The organism is Streptosporangium sp. NPDC050148 (genome assembly GCF_055586505.1).
This window is the reverse complement of record NZ_JBVJIA010000063.1, coordinates 1-14,309: the sequence shown is the minus strand read 5'-3', so window position 1 is coordinate 14,309 and position 14,309 is coordinate 1. Positions and strand designations below refer to the sequence as shown.

General features: G+C 67.4%; 16 protein-coding genes. 10 read left to right on the top strand and 6 right to left on the bottom strand.

Annotated elements, in window-relative coordinates; all coding sequences use genetic code 11:
* Positions 1 to 79: 79 nt before the first annotated feature.
* Positions 80 to 1,039: a hypothetical protein gene (locus tag ACZ6RT_RS36935; protein WP_470158710.1), complete on the bottom strand. Its 960-nt coding sequence runs from the start codon at positions 1,037 to 1,039 to the stop codon at positions 80 to 82.
* Between the two features lie 143 nt (positions 1,040 to 1,182).
* Between ACZ6RT_RS36935 and ACZ6RT_RS36930 the strand changes: the two genes are divergently transcribed.
* The gene (locus ACZ6RT_RS36930) at positions 1,183 to 1,437 is read left to right on the top strand and encodes a helix-turn-helix transcriptional regulator (RefSeq protein WP_470158708.1); all 255 of its coding nucleotides are present in this window, start codon (positions 1,183 to 1,185) and stop codon (positions 1,435 to 1,437) included.
* Positions 1,438 to 1,990: 553 nt separating this feature from the next.
* Here ACZ6RT_RS36930 and ACZ6RT_RS36925 read toward each other — a convergent pair.
* Positions 1,991 to 2,245 carry a helix-turn-helix domain-containing protein gene (locus tag ACZ6RT_RS36925; RefSeq protein ID WP_470158706.1) on the bottom strand — a complete coding sequence of 85 codons (255 nt, stop codon included), beginning with the start codon at positions 2,243 to 2,245 and terminating at the stop codon, positions 1,991 to 1,993.
* Positions 2,246 to 2,332: 87 nt separating this feature from the next.
* On the opposite strand from ACZ6RT_RS36925, the gene ACZ6RT_RS36920 reads away from it, so the two are divergent.
* Positions 2,333 to 3,109 (top strand): DUF5131 family protein, encoded by a 777-nt coding sequence (locus ACZ6RT_RS36920; RefSeq protein WP_470158704.1) that lies wholly within the window; start codon positions 2,333 to 2,335, stop codon positions 3,107 to 3,109.
* A 58-nt stretch (positions 3,110 to 3,167) separates the two neighbouring features.
* Positions 3,168 to 4,289: a three-Cys-motif partner protein TcmP gene (locus tag ACZ6RT_RS36915; RefSeq protein WP_470158702.1), complete on the top strand. Its 1,122-nt coding sequence runs from the start codon at positions 3,168 to 3,170 to the stop codon at positions 4,287 to 4,289.
* Between the two features lie 248 nt (positions 4,290 to 4,537).
* On the opposite strand, the gene ACZ6RT_RS36910 is transcribed toward ACZ6RT_RS36915, so the two are convergent.
* Positions 4,538 to 4,672 carry a hypothetical protein gene (locus ACZ6RT_RS36910; protein ID WP_470158700.1) on the bottom strand — a complete coding sequence of 45 codons (135 nt, stop codon included), beginning with the start codon at positions 4,670 to 4,672 and terminating at the stop codon, positions 4,538 to 4,540.
* 506 nt (positions 4,673 to 5,178) lie between these two features.
* Here ACZ6RT_RS36910 and ACZ6RT_RS36905 point away from each other — a divergent pair.
* The 3 genes from ACZ6RT_RS36905 (at position 5,179) to ACZ6RT_RS36895 (ending at position 6,749) form a co-directional block, all read left to right on the top strand.
* Positions 5,179 to 5,607: a MarR family winged helix-turn-helix transcriptional regulator gene (locus tag ACZ6RT_RS36905; protein ID WP_470158698.1), complete on the top strand. Its 429-nt coding sequence runs from the start codon at positions 5,179 to 5,181 to the stop codon at positions 5,605 to 5,607.
* On the top strand, positions 5,597 to 6,112 hold the full coding sequence (locus ACZ6RT_RS36900) for a hypothetical protein (protein ID WP_470158696.1): 516 nt from the start codon (positions 5,597 to 5,599) through the stop codon (positions 6,110 to 6,112). The genes ACZ6RT_RS36905 and ACZ6RT_RS36900 overlap by 11 nt, the downstream gene beginning before the upstream one ends.
* A 202-nt stretch (positions 6,113 to 6,314) precedes the next feature.
* Positions 6,315 to 6,749 (top strand): GNAT family N-acetyltransferase, encoded by a 435-nt coding sequence (locus ACZ6RT_RS36895; RefSeq protein ID WP_470158694.1) that lies wholly within the window; start codon positions 6,315 to 6,317, stop codon positions 6,747 to 6,749.
* Between the two features lie 756 nt (positions 6,750 to 7,505).
* Here the strand turns inward: ACZ6RT_RS36895 and ACZ6RT_RS36890 are convergent.
* On the bottom strand, positions 7,506 to 8,063 hold the full coding sequence (locus tag ACZ6RT_RS36890) for a TetR/AcrR family transcriptional regulator (protein ID WP_470158692.1): 558 nt from the start codon (positions 8,061 to 8,063) through the stop codon (positions 7,506 to 7,508).
* Positions 8,064 to 8,174: 111 nt separating this feature from the next.
* Between ACZ6RT_RS36890 and ACZ6RT_RS36885 the strand changes: the two genes are divergently transcribed.
* Positions 8,175 to 8,828 (top strand): class I SAM-dependent methyltransferase, encoded by a 654-nt coding sequence (locus ACZ6RT_RS36885; RefSeq protein ID WP_470158690.1) that lies wholly within the window; start codon positions 8,175 to 8,177, stop codon positions 8,826 to 8,828.
* A 332-nt stretch (positions 8,829 to 9,160) separates the two neighbouring features.
* Here ACZ6RT_RS36885 and ACZ6RT_RS36880 read toward each other — a convergent pair whose 3' ends face one another.
* Both ACZ6RT_RS36880 and ACZ6RT_RS36875 read right to left on the bottom strand, forming a co-directional pair.
* Positions 9,161 to 10,897 carry a hypothetical protein gene (locus tag ACZ6RT_RS36880; RefSeq protein ID WP_470158688.1) on the bottom strand — a complete coding sequence of 579 codons (1,737 nt, stop codon included), beginning with the start codon at positions 10,895 to 10,897 and terminating at the stop codon, positions 9,161 to 9,163.
* Between the two features lie 302 nt (positions 10,898 to 11,199).
* Positions 11,200 to 11,730, bottom strand: a complete 531-nt coding sequence (locus ACZ6RT_RS36875; RefSeq protein ID WP_470158686.1) for a DUF4396 domain-containing protein — start codon at positions 11,728 to 11,730, stop codon at positions 11,200 to 11,202.
* A 234-nt stretch (positions 11,731 to 11,964) separates the two neighbouring features.
* On the opposite strand from ACZ6RT_RS36875, the gene ACZ6RT_RS36870 reads away from it, so the two are divergent.
* From ACZ6RT_RS36870 to ACZ6RT_RS36860, 3 genes are read left to right on the top strand one after another with little or no spacing between them, the layout of a single operon-like run.
* Positions 11,965 to 12,333, top strand: coding sequence for a BlaI/MecI/CopY family transcriptional regulator (locus tag ACZ6RT_RS36870; protein WP_470158684.1), 369 nt, complete (start codon positions 11,965 to 11,967; stop codon positions 12,331 to 12,333).
* Entirely contained in the window at positions 12,330 to 13,280 is a 951-nt protein-coding gene (locus tag ACZ6RT_RS36865; RefSeq protein ID WP_470158682.1) for a M56 family metallopeptidase, read from the top strand. Before ACZ6RT_RS36870 ends, ACZ6RT_RS36865 begins: the two co-directional genes overlap by 4 nt.
* A 44-nt stretch (positions 13,281 to 13,324) precedes the next feature.
* Positions 13,325 to 14,218: a F510_1955 family glycosylhydrolase gene (locus tag ACZ6RT_RS36860; RefSeq protein WP_470158680.1), complete on the top strand. Its 894-nt coding sequence runs from the start codon at positions 13,325 to 13,327 to the stop codon at positions 14,216 to 14,218.
* The last annotated feature ends 91 nt before the right edge of the window (positions 14,219 to 14,309 follow it).

The following is a 14,309-nucleotide window of genomic DNA, read 5'->3' as shown; positions in this document are numbered from 1 at the left end:
CTAAACGCCTTCGCGATCACCTTCGAAGGTCGTCTGACCCCGACCTCCCGATAGAACCAATCAAAACCGAGATACACCGTTAACTAGACAGACCCTCCAGGGGCGGCTGGATGCCGTCCCAGACGCTGGAGGCCAGCCACTGCTCGGCATCGGCCCAGCGTTCGGGGCTGTGGGCCGCGGCGTGTGCGGCGATCTCCTGCGATGAGGCGCACGGGGCGTCAAGGAAGACGCGGATGATCTCACCGGCGCGGGGGCAGATGCTCAGCCAGCCGCTCTGATGCACCCCGATGATCGGATGCGGCACCTCCGTCGGTCGCGGGAGGTCGGGGTGGGTGAGAGTGATCTGGGATGGCCGAGACGGCAAGGTGGGCAACTCCACCCGGTGGGGGCGTCGACCATAGCGGTCGATCCAGTCATGGGCCAAGGCCACCCGCTGGCACTCGATCGCGTCCTGTTCGGCCTGGCGGACCTTCTCGCGAGCCTCACGCAACTGTTCGCGACGCTGCTGTTCGGCGGCGGTCAGGTGCACATGACAGTGCTCGGCGCCGATGCCGGTGAAGATGCGCTTGGCGCAGCGCACTCCTTTGACGTTGGTGCCGGTGCACTGGGCGTGCGGGAACAGGTCGGGGCGCGAGGCCTCACGCAGTGCCTGCAGGTGTTCGGCGGGGATGTCGGGTTTGGCGGGGGCGAACATCTCCGGGATGACCGTCTGCGGATCGCTGCCGGCCTCACGGGCCTGGGCGAACACCGAGCGCGGGCTTGGCACTCCGCTGCTCCAGGAAGGGGCCAGCGGCAGGCGGGATTCGACGATGACGCCGGCGTGCGCGGCGTTGATCAAAGCTTGGGTCGCCTCGTGCTGGAGGGACAACTCCTCGGTGAGGTTCAGGCGCGCGCCGTGGATGAGGGACAGGATGGAGTTGATCTCCCAGGACAGCTGGGCGGCTTGGACCAGCAGCCAGGCGGGGGAGTGGCCGCCGTGGTGGTTGCGGCGCGGCAGGGCGATCGTGCGGGCGGGACGACGCGACTCCGTGGTGATCATCGTTGCCTCTTCAGGGTGTGCCGGGGCGAGCAAAGCAATCGCTGTCAGCTTTTCGCCGCGGGAAGGCGGATGCTGATCACCCTCCGCTATATGTACCAAACTTGGTACAGACCTTTGAGGATCATGCACGCCACCGTGGGTGAGTGCCCGCCCCGACCACGCCACGCCTCGCTGAGCTGCGCAGACAGTTCGGCCTGCGGCTGCGCGACGTACGGGAAGGCCAAGGACTCACCCAGGAACGCCTCGGAGAACTCGCCGAAATCGACCGCAAGACCATCAACCGCATCGAGAACGGCATGTACAGCCCCCGGCTGGACAACGTCTTCCAGATCGCCGATGCTCTGGAGATTTCGGTAAGGGAGTTGTTCGACAACGGCGAGGTCCTGCGCGCGGAGTAGGAGCAAGAACGAGGATCCCGGTCGCCGACGAGGGCGTCGAGCGGTAGCTGACCGGGTGCGACCGGTGAGGCTTCACAAGGTGGCGAAGCCCAGGCACATTCGCTGCAGGCCGGGGCGACCGTCTGGTCGGATCGATGAGCGGGCACCGCCGCAGAGCTGAGGTGCCTGTCGGCGCAATGATCGTTTGACGGCCTTTCCGGTCGGTCGGCCGTCATCGACATGTCGCGAGCTGCCCGCTCCTCCCCCTTCCCTCCTCGGCCGGGTCGGGTCCTGTTTCCTGCTTCCCGCGCCCGGCAGATGCCGCCGCAGCGCCCGGGCGGTCACCGGCGCGACACGAGGGGGCCGGACCTCTCCTTACCGGCCGGCCGACTTCGCTCACAGTGCCGCGCAGCGACGCCTCCTGTCACCGCTACGCCGCGACTGGTGCGCATGCGCAGCCACGCCGGTCGCGATCGTCATCGGGACAACCGAACGTTTGAGCTGCTCAAGGCTCTGGTCGAGCGCCGGGGACGAAGGAGCGCGATGAGCACCTGATGCGGGCAAAGCGTGACCTTCAGGGCTCTTCCCAGGTGACGTCGAGCGCCGTCAGAAGGCTCATGATCGTGAAGTAGCCCGGCTCGATCACCGCCGCCGACTCGATCTTCCTGAGCGTCGACAGCGAGATCTCCGCCCGATCGGCCAGTTGCTGTTGGCTGTAGCCCTTGCCGACGCGGAGCGCTCGCAACCTCGCCCCCAAACGCACCGCTTGCGAAAAATGCCTGCTCTCACTGCGTTTCTTTCGTCCCAACGCCACCGTACCACCGCTCAAAGTGATAAATTAATAGCGCTAAAAATTTATCACTTTTTCGACATGATGCCGACTCCCTGGCGCGCTGGGGTGACGGGAGGTAATACCGTGGCTAGGCGAACAGCCATCGAGTGGACAGAAGTCACCTGGAATCCCACGACGGGTTGCGACCAGGTCTCCACCGGCTGCGATAACTGTTATGCACTCACGCTGGCCAAGCGCCTCAAGGCGATGGGCGCCGAAAAGTACCAGGCAGACGGAGATCCACGTACGTCAGGTCCCGGGTTCGGCTTGACATTGCATCCCTCGGCGCTGCGTCAGCCGTACTCGTGGCGCACTCCTCAAGTGGTGTTCGTCAACTCCATGAGCGACCTGTTTCATGCCCGGGTTCCCATGAGCTTCGTCCGGGATGTCTTCACCGTCATCGCCGAGACCCCTCAGCACACCTACCAGGTGCTCACCAAGCGTTCGACGCGCCTGCGCAAGGTCGCCGACCGGCTCCAATGGCCAAGCAACCTATGGATGGGCGTCTCCGTCGAGAACGAGGCCGCGCTTCATCGGGCCAACGACCTGCGCTCCATTCCTGCAGCAGTGAAGTTCTTATCGTGTGAGCCCTTGATCGGCCCCTTGCCGGGACTCGACCTGACGGGCATCGACTGGGTGATTGCCGGCGGTGAGAGCGGGCCGGCACACCGCCCCGTCCACCCCGAATGGGTGCGAGACATCCGTGATACCTGCATTGAAAGTCACGTATCATTTTTCTTCAAGCAATGGGGAGGACGTACACCAAAGGCAGGCGGACGGCTCCTCGACGGCCGCCTTTGGGACGAATCCCCATCCCCCGTTCATTCGCCCACCACAGGACCTGAGGTCGCAACCGCCTGACCGATTCCGGACAAGTCGGATACGGGGGACGCGCTGCGAAGCCGGGTAGGAGTCACGCATGGCGACCCCCAAAGACCTTCTTTGGCCCTGCGACCCTCATACGCGTGCAAAGCACGAGCTGCTTCGACGCTACCTCGACGCGTGGTTTCCGATCATGATGCAGCGTATGCGATCTCAAGATCGCATAACCTACGCGGAGGGATTCGCCGGTCCTGGAATTTACAAGACGGGTGAGCCTGGTTCACCTGTCGTGGCGCTGGAATCCTTCCTTCGCCAGCGCCGGTTCCTCGACTCGGGAAAGAAGATAAACATCACCCTTGTCGAAGGCGACGCCGCACGACTGGAAAGACTCAGGCAAGAAGTCGACGCCATCACGGCCAAATACGGTGGCCGGCCGCAGACCATGGAAATCGGTTACCACGTGGGAAAGTGTGCTGCCACACTTCTTCCTGCGCTCGCCGAGGCCGGATCGATGACAGCGCCGATCTTTGCCTTCCTCGACAGCTGGGGCGGGCCGGACATTCCTCTCGATATCGCACGCTCCATCGCCGCGGTTCCCTCCAGCGAGGTCCTCGTGACGTTCGGCACACGTTTTCTTCTGCAGTTCGGGAAAGCAGAAGCCCATCAGGCCGCCGGCGATAAGGCCTTCGGTGGAACCCGGTGGCGCGAGGTCAGAAAGCTCCCTTCCTGGCAGAAGAAGACCTTCCTCGTGAGCACATACCGAGACTCCCTGAAAGAGGCGGGCTTCCCCTTCGTGCTGTCCTTCGAGATGCTCGACGAAGGAGGTCGTGACCTCCATCTGGTCTACGGCACCACCAGCCACAAGGGTTTGGAGAAGATGAAGGAGGCGGTGTGGAAGGTCGACCCGGTGCGAGGCATCAGGTACCGCGACCCTCGCGACCCGGACCAGACCACCCTCGACTTCACCCTCAATCCGGAAACACGCCCATTGCAGCAAGCCATCCTCGCCGAACTGGGCAAAGGGGAGAGGACACTTGAGCAATTAAGAGAAATGGCGCTGCTGGAGACGGTCTATCGCCCCTCACATGTGCCGCCGGTCGTTCGGCAGCTGCTGTCGGCTGGAGTCGTCGAACGCCATCCAGAGCGAGGACAGCTGAGCGGTGACAAAATAATAAAGCTCGCTGCGCGGAGCGCATCAAAACCGGAAGCGCTTTTCTAGCGCCGACCATACTGGTCCTGCGGCGTGACCGAGGCGTCCTTTTCGAAAAGAACGCCCGTAAAAGAACCAGCGAGTTTTCGACACGGCCGGCCGGCATCAGGGGGCGCCCGCCGTACGTCGGCCTCTTGTTTCCTGAATTCGATGACACATGGAGTGATAAACGGCTAAAACCTGTCCGCCACGCCTTCTGTTTCGCCGACAGGTCCCGATCAGCGGTTCGGGGCGCTCACGTTCGGCAGGAATGAGAGCTAGTTCTCCAGATGGGTGATGATCGGGATCAGCGGCGCGCTGAGCTTCTCCGCCCCCGCCGCCCCCACGCCCTCGCCTATCGGGCATGAAGGAACCGCAGGCGCCTCGTGCGCACCGTCTTCATCCATCTTCATCCGTGGCCACCTGGCCGCAGGAGAACGCGAAAGGTGAGATCAACGACAGCCTGATCAAGGAGAACGCCACCTCCGCTGGCAAGGGCCTGTTGTGCGACAAGAGCCGGCGACCCGATCGGCGATGACCAGGAGCACCCCGACAGCGCGTCGATCACGAGACCGGGCAGGAGGGCGAGCACCAGCTGGGGCACCAGCGCACCGGGCATGGCCGCACCGTTGTACGGCAACCCCGGGGGCGTCACCGTGAAGATTCGATACGCCCAAGACACTGCGCTGAGTCGCTGGCGGCACCACCGTACCCGGCACCCCTCAAGAATGGTCACCGGAACCAGCGGTCCACGATAGGCCTCCCCGGAAGGGCTGCCACCCGCTTCTCGGCTCACCATCCAGGCATCGAAGACGCATGCGCTGTCGGAGCGCGCCGATCACCGCGACATCGGACGACGAACCTTCCTTGAATAACTATCTGGTTGTTCAAGACAACCATCTGGTTGTATGGTCGAACCATGGCGGATGAACGCGAACTCCAGGACGCCATGGTCCGCTTCGTGCGGGCCTTCGGCCTGCACCAGCCCGACCAGACGCCCTGCGGGCAGCCCATCCCGGTCTCGGAGGCGCACGCGCTGGGCGAGCTGGCCAGGGACGGCGCGCTGCGCCAGAGCGAGCTGGCCCACCGTCTTCGCCTGGAGAAGAGCACCACCAGCAGGCTGGTCACCCAGCTCATCAACCGCGGCTGGGCCGAGCGCACCCCCGCACCCGACGACGGGCGCGGCGTGCTGGTCCGGCTCACCCCGCACGGGGTGAGCGCCGCGGCCCGGCTGGCCGAGGCCAGATCCCAGCGATTCTCCGCCGCCTTGGACCGCATCCCCCAGGGCGAGCGCGCCGACGTGCTGCGCGCCCTGACCATCCTCACGGAGGCCATCGATGACCCTTAAGGACCGGCGCATCCAGGCGCTCATCGCCGCGCTCGCGCTCATCGCCATCGCCGCGACGGCGTACGTGCTCATCGACCGCAACCAGCAGCAGGCGCTAGCCGCCCGCCACGGCGAGATCGCGGCCAAAAGCCGGCAGGTGATGCCGTTCGACCTGGAACGCACCACCCACCGCTTCACCGCGTCCGCCACCGGCGGCGTGCAGACGGTCACCTCCGATGACCCGGCCGACGCCGAGCAGGTCGCCCTGATCCGCGAGCACCTGACCAAAGAGGCGACCGGCTTCAGCAAGGGCGACTACGGCGACCCGGCCTCCATCCACGGCACCCAGATGCCGGGCCTGCGCGACCTCGAACAAGGCCACGACCGCATCACCATCCGCTACGCCCCACTGCCGGCCGGAGCCACGATCACCTACACCACCGCTGACCCGTCCCTGGTGAAGGCGCTGCACGCCTGGTTCGACGCTCAGGTCACCGACCACGGCCAGCACGCCGAACACGGCTGAGGCCCTCTTGGGACGCTCCGGTTCCCGCCGGACCCCTATGCCCTTCTCATACCAAGCCGGGGTACGGTTTTCTCTGCTGGCCGTTGACACCCTCGAGCCCTGACCGGTCACCGCGCCTGCGGGTCGGCCCGCCCCCGCCGACCGCAGCCGACCGGAACCCCTCCGTACCCCGCGTGGAAACTCCTGCCTGGAAGGACCTCCTGTGATCACCATTCGTCGCGCCGTCCCCGATGACGCCGCCACCGTGCACGCCCTCATCCAGGCCCTGGCCGAGCATCAAGACCAGGCCTGGGGCGTCACGGTGAGCGTCGAGGACCTCAAGCGGCTGCTGGCTCACCCGCAGGTCGGCTACCTGATCGCCGAGCGCGACGGGCAGGCCATCGGGTATGTCTCCTGGTTGCAGCGTGTCAGTTTTTGGTCCGGTCAGGACTACCTCCACCTGGACGACCTGTACGTCAGCGGCGCCGAACGCGGCAACGGCGTGGGCGAGCGCCTCATGCGGGCCATCGCCGAGGCCGCCGACGGCAAAGTCATCCGCTGGGAGGTGGCCGCGTCCAACGTGGCCGCCCAGCGCTTCTATGAGCGCATCGGTGCCACCCTCGTCGCCAAGAAGATCGGCCGCTGGCAGCCGAGGTAAATCCCGTGTGCTCTCGCCGCTCGGCGTCGGATCACATCGTGAAGCGCCCGACATCGCATCGATGCGCAGCCACAGCACGGCCTGCCCTTCGCCCGTGCGGAGATCACTGTTGCTGCACATCTGCATCGATCGCAGGAAGCAGGCGGCGTTGAAGCGCGTGCTCGCCCTCGCCGACGACGGCACTTCGCCCAAGTCCCGACGGCCCGATCGTGGTGCTCAAACGGTCGCAGCGGCGCCGCAGAAGCCAGGCAAGGGCCGCGCTGGGCGCAAGCGGCCATGGCAGCGGCGGGTCGGCCGGCGCCATGAGCGTGCACGTGGGCCATCGCCGCGACGGCGCCGAGGATCAGGTGGTCGGCTGCCCATTCGACGACACCCGCACCGCCGCCGATGTGCTCAAGCACCATGGGGTAGGCGAGTGCGGCGTGCGGTTCAGCGGCGCGGCCGCGCCGTGGCGCAACGCCGGGGACCACGTGGTGTTCCACGGCGTGTCGGCCCAGCTTTCACCTGCGCCAGAACCCCAACCGGTAGCGGACACTGCGGTTTTGACCGTCCCGGTCCCTGGACACCGCTCCCGCCTGGCCGTCTTCGCCGCGATCAGCAGGTCGACCATGGTGCTCACCACCGTCACCGTCCAGCGACCGTTCAGCAAACGGCGGCCACCTGAGGAGTCGACGGTGAGCGGGGGCGGTTGCGCTCGCACCCGCGGTGGTTGTCATGACGCCACCCGGCACGAGGTGATGACTTTTCGGGCCGGCTCTACATTCGGGCCAGCATCGCCTCTACCCCGGGTGCGACCGTCGCGTGAAAGGCCGCGTTCAGTTCGGCCGGTGTGGCGTTGAACTCCTCGTCCACCCACGTGCGCACCAGAGCCATGAACGCCCCCGCGACGCAGGCGACCATCAGATCGAGCGAGACGCAGGCGCGCCCTTTCCGGGCGAGCAGTTCATCGCGGATGACCGCCTGCAGCAGGTGCTCGCCGTGGGCTATCACCATCGGGCCACCGCGCCGTCCGAGCAGTGCCCGCACCAGTTTGCGCTGCTGGTGCACGTGCTCGAACATCGCCAGGCTGAAGCCGAACAGCGGGCCGTCGGTGCTGGAAACCGGACGCAGGAAGGCGATCTCGTCCAGGTTGGCGAACAACACGGCCTGCTTGTCGGCGAAGTGGGCGTAGAAGGTCGAACGTCCGACATCGGCGCGGTTGATGAGGTCGGTGACGGTCACCGGCTCATACCCCTTCTCCACGATCAGCTCCATCAGCGCGCGCTGGATCGCCTGCCGGGTGCGCCGCACCCGCCTGTCGGTCTTTTCGGGCATTTCGCCGCTCCTGTTCAGTACGGCACAGCGGGACAGATGTGGGTGTTGACCTCGCCATACTAACAAACAGATCATTCATTACTGAACAAACTGTTCGGAAGGAGAGGGGTAATGGGACTAGGCAGGTTGCTTCACCATCACGCCGAGCGTGCCGACGAGGGCGGGACGATCGATCGTCCGCGCGCCTACGACGTCGCGGCGAACATCGGCCTGCTCGGGCGACGGCGAGAGATCTTCACCCGCCTGGCGGCACTGTCTGGAGCACGGCCGGGCGATCGGGTGCTCGATGTCGGCTGCGGCACCGGTTACCTGACCCAGATCCTGGCCCCGCTCGTCGGCCCGACAGGTCATGTGACCGGCGTCGATCCCTCACCACCCATGATCGATCACGCCCGCCGACGCGCCCTGGCAAACTGCTCCTACGTCGAGGGCAAGGGGCAAGACCTCGACCTTCCCGACGCCTCGTTCGACGTGGTGGTCTCCAGCCTGGCCATCCACCACATACCGGCCGCCGAGCGCGGTGCCGCCTTCACGCAGATGTTCCGGGTGCTGCGGCCGGGCGGACGGTTGCTGATCGCCGAGTTCGGCCCGCCCGCCAACCGTCTGCTCGCCCACCTTGTCGGCACGGTGTCGGGGCCGGCGATGCGGCACAGCCGACAAGCCCTGCTCGCCGACCTGATCCCTGAGGCCGGGTTCCACGTCGTCGACGAGGGTGACCTGCCGGTCATGCTCTACTACGTTCGGGGCTTGCGCCCCTCGGCCTGAAGAGCGCGACAGCTTGGGAGGGCGACCCGCCGCGGCAGGCGACGGGAAAGAGGTCTTCGCGGCGGGTGCGAGCGGCCTCACCGTCAGCTCGCGGCCAAGTCGGCGAGGACAGGCGCAGGGGCCGTCCACACCGATGTGCCGTTCGCGCCCATGTCTGGTGAGGCGCCATCGCCGCCAACCAGGAGTCATCGTTCCCGCGGCGCGATGTTCCTGCGAAACGACGCGGACGCTGTCATGGCTCCCCAGTCCCTCCCAGCAAGAAGGGCTCATATCAACGCCTAGACCGTTGTCGAGCCCGGGTTTCGCGAACTGACCGCGATCAGGGCGATGATCTACAGGGAGAAGTGGCGTTGCTCGTCTGGGTCGGCGACGGCGGTGATGATGGCCTTGGTACTGGATCCGGGGACCAGGTGGATGCTGGCGCCGACGTCGGTCGAGGTCGGCTGCGGGGGGTCGGCAAGGCGAGCGCTCTGATACCGGATGCGTTGGTGCATGTCCAGCGGGATGCGGCGGCCGGCCAGGTGAAGGCTCAACGGCGCCATGGCGATGAGGGTGAACTCGCCGTCGGCGGGGGGCAGGTCGTCGTGGCTGGAGGACTGCTTGGTCATCGTCACCTTTGTCCAGGTGGTCTCGATCTGCTCGCCTGCCAGCAGGCGGCCCAGCTGCAGGATGTGTGTGATCTGAGCCGCTGAACTGGCCTCAAGGTCAGGGATCACGACGCGGTGGTAGGTGTGGGCCTGGATCTTCAGCAGTGCCTGCAGCAGCGAGACCTGCAAACGGGCATGGGCCGTCATGGCCACCTCCTGCGTGTGCCACCGCGGTGCGAAGGGCTTGCCGCCGCGGACGGCCAAGACCAGGTCGGCTCCGGCGGCGAACGCGGCCAGCATCTGGACGGCCGGCATTACGGCGGCGGGGGTCTTGCCGGTCAACGGGGCCACGTTCAGGCGCAACGCGTCGTGATCGGCTCCGTTGAGCAGGAAGTGAAACTCCACGACAGCGCTCCGGTCCCGGCCGAAGATCCACAGCCCGGGGCCTTCGATGCCGTGCGAGACGCGCACGTCGACCAGGTCGAGGGTGTGCAGCACCGAGCCGTCGGCGCCGATGAGTCTCACCTCCAGGTCGGGCCGGTCGCTGTCGGGGGCGCCGGCGACCATGAAACTGATCAGGCCGGGACCGGAGGCGGCGGGCAGGCCGGCAGGTCCGGTCACGTTGGTGATCGTGCCGGATAGGGCCTGGAACGGGGCGCCGTAGCGGACGAACTCCTCTACGGCGCGTTGCTCCGGCGAGCCGACGGGGACCTGGACGTCGAAGGAGGTGACGACGATCGGCCGCAAGGTCGCCGACTCCACCGACAACGGCACCAGGCGCATCATCAGGTACCACTCATCGGTGAGTTGGCGATAACGGACGAAAGCCGCCTGATCGGCATCACGGTCGATGTCGTGCGGCAGATCGGGAATGCTCCCGATCCGGGTGGCGAATTCATAGCGGTAGAACGGATCGACCTCGTTCAAGGCGGCCGTGAGCGCCGCATATCGGCTCACCACGGCATCGAGCAGGTCGGCTGCGGCCGCCCCGCGTGGCACGTCCCGGCCGCCCTGCAGGGCGTCGGCCATGAGGCGATGCAGGCGCTGGCCGCCGTCTCCGAAGTAGTACTCCACCAACGACGGCCGCGCGGCTGCCATGCCGTCCAGTTGAGCGCGCCCCATCCAGCCGATGCGGATGCCGCTGGCGGCGGTCAGCCGCTCCAGCCAGTCCAGGCGTTCATTGGTGGGGTCCCATGGCATCACCAGCGTCCATGAGCGGACCGGCAAAACCGGCAACGTCTCGGCGACGAAGGTCTTCCAGGACTCCTCCACCGAGGCGGCCTGTTTGGCATCAAGTGTCCTGGCGTAGCGCTTGACCTGGTAGATGTCATAGCCGTCCGGGTTCCACACGCGGATGTCGACACCGGGATCACCGCGTGAGGGGGTGATCCGATTGCCGTGGGAGTGCTCAAGGAGCAGCATCGCCGCGACGAACTCCTCGACCTTCTCACCGGGCTCGCGCTCCCAGTTCACCGTCGTCACCTGCTACAGCAAAGCAGATCTCTGCGACAGTTTGCCCCTGCCGGCGCCGCAGGCAGTGATCACGCAAGTCCTCGGGGCGCGGCCGGGTGCGGTGGCCGGCGCCCCGTCACCGCCACGCTCGATCGTCGCGGTAATCTCCCGCCGCGGCGCCCCCTTCGCCCCCCTCGCCCGGCGCGCTCAGGTGAGGGACAGGGGCGCGCCGGCGTGATGTTTGGCCGGGGCCGCCGAGCGGTGGCCGTGTTCTGTCGTTCCCCTGCTTTCCCTCGCCCTTGGGCCGGGGGAGGGGAGGCGGTCGGTGTTCGTCAGTGGTGGTAGGCGTGGACGACGGCATGTCCTTTGCCCCGGCCGATGATCCACTTGTTGATGGGCGTGGTCACCAGGAAGGCGACCAGCAGGGCGAAGGCCAAAGCGCCCCAGAACAGCCCGGAGGCCAGGCCCGCCTCCATGGCACCGGGAACCGCGATCATCACCCCGTTGTCGACGATCTCCATGACGAGGATGGACAGGGTGTCGGCCGCCAGTGCCAGCCGCACGGCCTTGCGCCAGCCGACGCCCGCCTTGCGCAGCCCGACCAGGGTGAGCGCGTAGCCGAAGAAGAAGGCCAGGACGACGGCCAAGATGATGGTGGGCACGTTCGCCCACCCCAGGGCCGTGCCGATCACCATGCCGAGCACCTCGCCGATGGCGCACCCGGTCAGGCAGTGCAGGGTCGCCGACGCGGCCACTGCCCAGGTGGTCTTTCCCGCGTGACCGGTGTGGTCGTGGTGGTCATGGCCTTCTTGCCGGTCGTGCCCGTGGGGTTCCTGGTGTCCGGCGTGGCTTTCGGATTTCATCGATTCGGCCATCACAAGCCTCCCTGCTCGCGCACCGTCTGGGTAACTCCCTCCACCATATACCGGTAGGGGGTATACAACCACTGCTTCTTTCGCCGGACGGTCCCGCGCCCAGCACCCGCCCGGATCGCCACCCCGTCGGCCGGCCGACCGACGGCCGAAGCGGCGCATGGCCGGGCATCTACGACGGCCGGTAGCATCAAGTGATTCGCCGGTAGAGGGGAGTCTCGCCTGATGCGTGGTCTGGGGGACCTGGAGTCTGCGGTCATGGAGCGCCTATGGTCCTATCACCGCCCGGCGTCGGTCAGGGACGTGCTCGAAGACCTTCGCCGTGAGCGGGACATCGCCTACACCACCGTCATGACGGTGATGGACAAGCTGCACAAGAAGGGCCTGCTGCGCAGGAAGCCGCTCGGGCGGGCATATCTGTATGAGCCGGTGGCCAGCAAGGAGGCCTACACCGCCGAGCTGATGCGCACCACCTTGGCCTCCAGCGGTAACCAGGCGGCCACGCTGGTGCACTTCTTGGAGCGGCTGACCCCTGAGGAGTCGGTCGCGCTGGAGGCCGCTTTGAAGGTGTATCCGCCGGGGCGCCACGCATGACGACCGCCGCCGTCTTGGCCGCATACGTCGCGGGCGCGACCATCGTGCTGCCTCGCCTGCTGCGCAGGGGAGAGTGGGCCGAGCGCGCGCCCCGTCTGGCGATCAGCCTGTGGCTGGCCGCCTGCGCCTCCGTGATCGCTTCTGCGGTCTTGGCCGCGCTCGCCGTCGCGATCCCGGCCACCGTGATCGGCCACGGCCTGGCCGAGTTCTTCCAGGTGTGCTCGGACATGCTCTCCGGGGGCGCCCTTCCCACCTCCCCGCTCGCCCGCGCCGCCGTGACCGGCGCCGCCCTGATCGCAGTCAGGATCACCTACTGCGCAACGGCCATCGGGGTCAGGGCGCGACGGGAACGACGGCGCCACGCCGAGATGCTCACCCTGCTCGGCCGCCACGACGGCGCGCTGGACGCGGTCGTGCTCGACCACGACGAGGCCGCCGCCTACTGCCTGCCCGGCCGCGCGGGCAAGGCCGTGATCACCACCGCGGCCTTGCGGTCGCTGGCTCCCGAGCAGGTCGCCGCCGTCCTCGCCCACGAGCGGGCCCACCTGCGCGGACGCCATCACCTCATCCTGGCCGCCGCCGAGGCCTTCTACCGGGCCTTTCCCCGCCTGCCGCTGTTCGGCGGGGCCAAAAGGGAGATCGCCCGGCTGGTCGAGCTGCTGGCCGACGACGTCGCGGCCCGCCGCCACCCGCGCATCCACATCGCCGCCGCGCTGGTCCGCCTGGCCACCGGGCGGGCTCCGGCGTTCACGCTGGGCGCCGGCGGCCAGACCGCCTTGACCCGTGTCCGGCGCATGCTCAGCCCGGCGGCCCCGCTCAGGACCCGCGAACGCCTCGCCGGCCTGGCCGCGGTCGCCTTCCTGCTCACCGCCCCCGCGGCCGTGGCCGCGATCCCCGCGGTGAGCTCGTTCCTGGCCCACCACTGCCATGGCATCGCGCTGTTCTAACCCCATCTACGACGATGAATAGTAGATGAGGGTAGGGTGGCGTCATGGGCTTTCCCGACCGGCGTCCTGGCCCGCGCGCAGGCCGCGCCGTGGCGCTCCTGTCGCTTTTGGCCGTGGCCACCGCGGCGTGCGCCGGACCATCCCCGCCGGACGCCGACCAGGCGGCCGGTCCTGAAATCGGGCACGTCCACGGCCTCGGTGTTGATCCGGCGGACGGCACCGTCTATGTCGCCGGACACCACGGCCTGTTCCAGATCCGATCGGCCGGCACGGCCCGGCGGGTGGCCGATCGCGTCCGCGACCACATGGGTTTTGCCGTCATCGGGCCCAAAACCTTCCTGTCCAGCGGACACCCCGGCCCGGCCGAGGCCTCGGCCGGGGCTCTTGCGCACCTGGGCCTGATCCGCACCACCGACGCCGGTGCCACCTGGGTCACGGTGTCGCAGGCGGGCAGCGCCGACTTCCACGCGATCCAACCGGCGGGATCGCTCCTTTACGCCTACGACAGCCAGACGAGCCGGCTGCAGCGCAGCGACGATCACGGCAGGAGCTGGGTGCCGGGAGCCGAGGCGCAGGTGATCGACCTGGCCGCTCACCCCCGCACACCGCAGCGCGTGTACGCGACCACACCGGACGGGCTGCAGGCCAGCGATGACAACGCCCTGACCTTCACCGCCATCGCCGCCGCCCCGCTGATGTCTCATGTGGACGCCGTGGGCAAGGACGAACTCGCCGGGACCGGGGTCGACGGCCAGGTGCACACCAGCACGGACGCCGGCACGACCTGGCAGGCCACGGGCCTGCTGCCGGGCCAGGCCGCCGCCTTCGTCGCCGTCGACCGGCGGCGCCTTCTGGCGGCCCTGCAGGATGGAACCGTCATGGAGTCGACAGACGCCGGACGTCGCTTCTCGGTGCTCTACCGTCCCACCGCGCACTAGGGCGTGTCGTCAAAGTTTCATAGCCACATCAGCAGTGACGCGAGGGTGACTGCGGCCTGGTAGGACTCGGCGGTCTTTTCATACCGGGTGG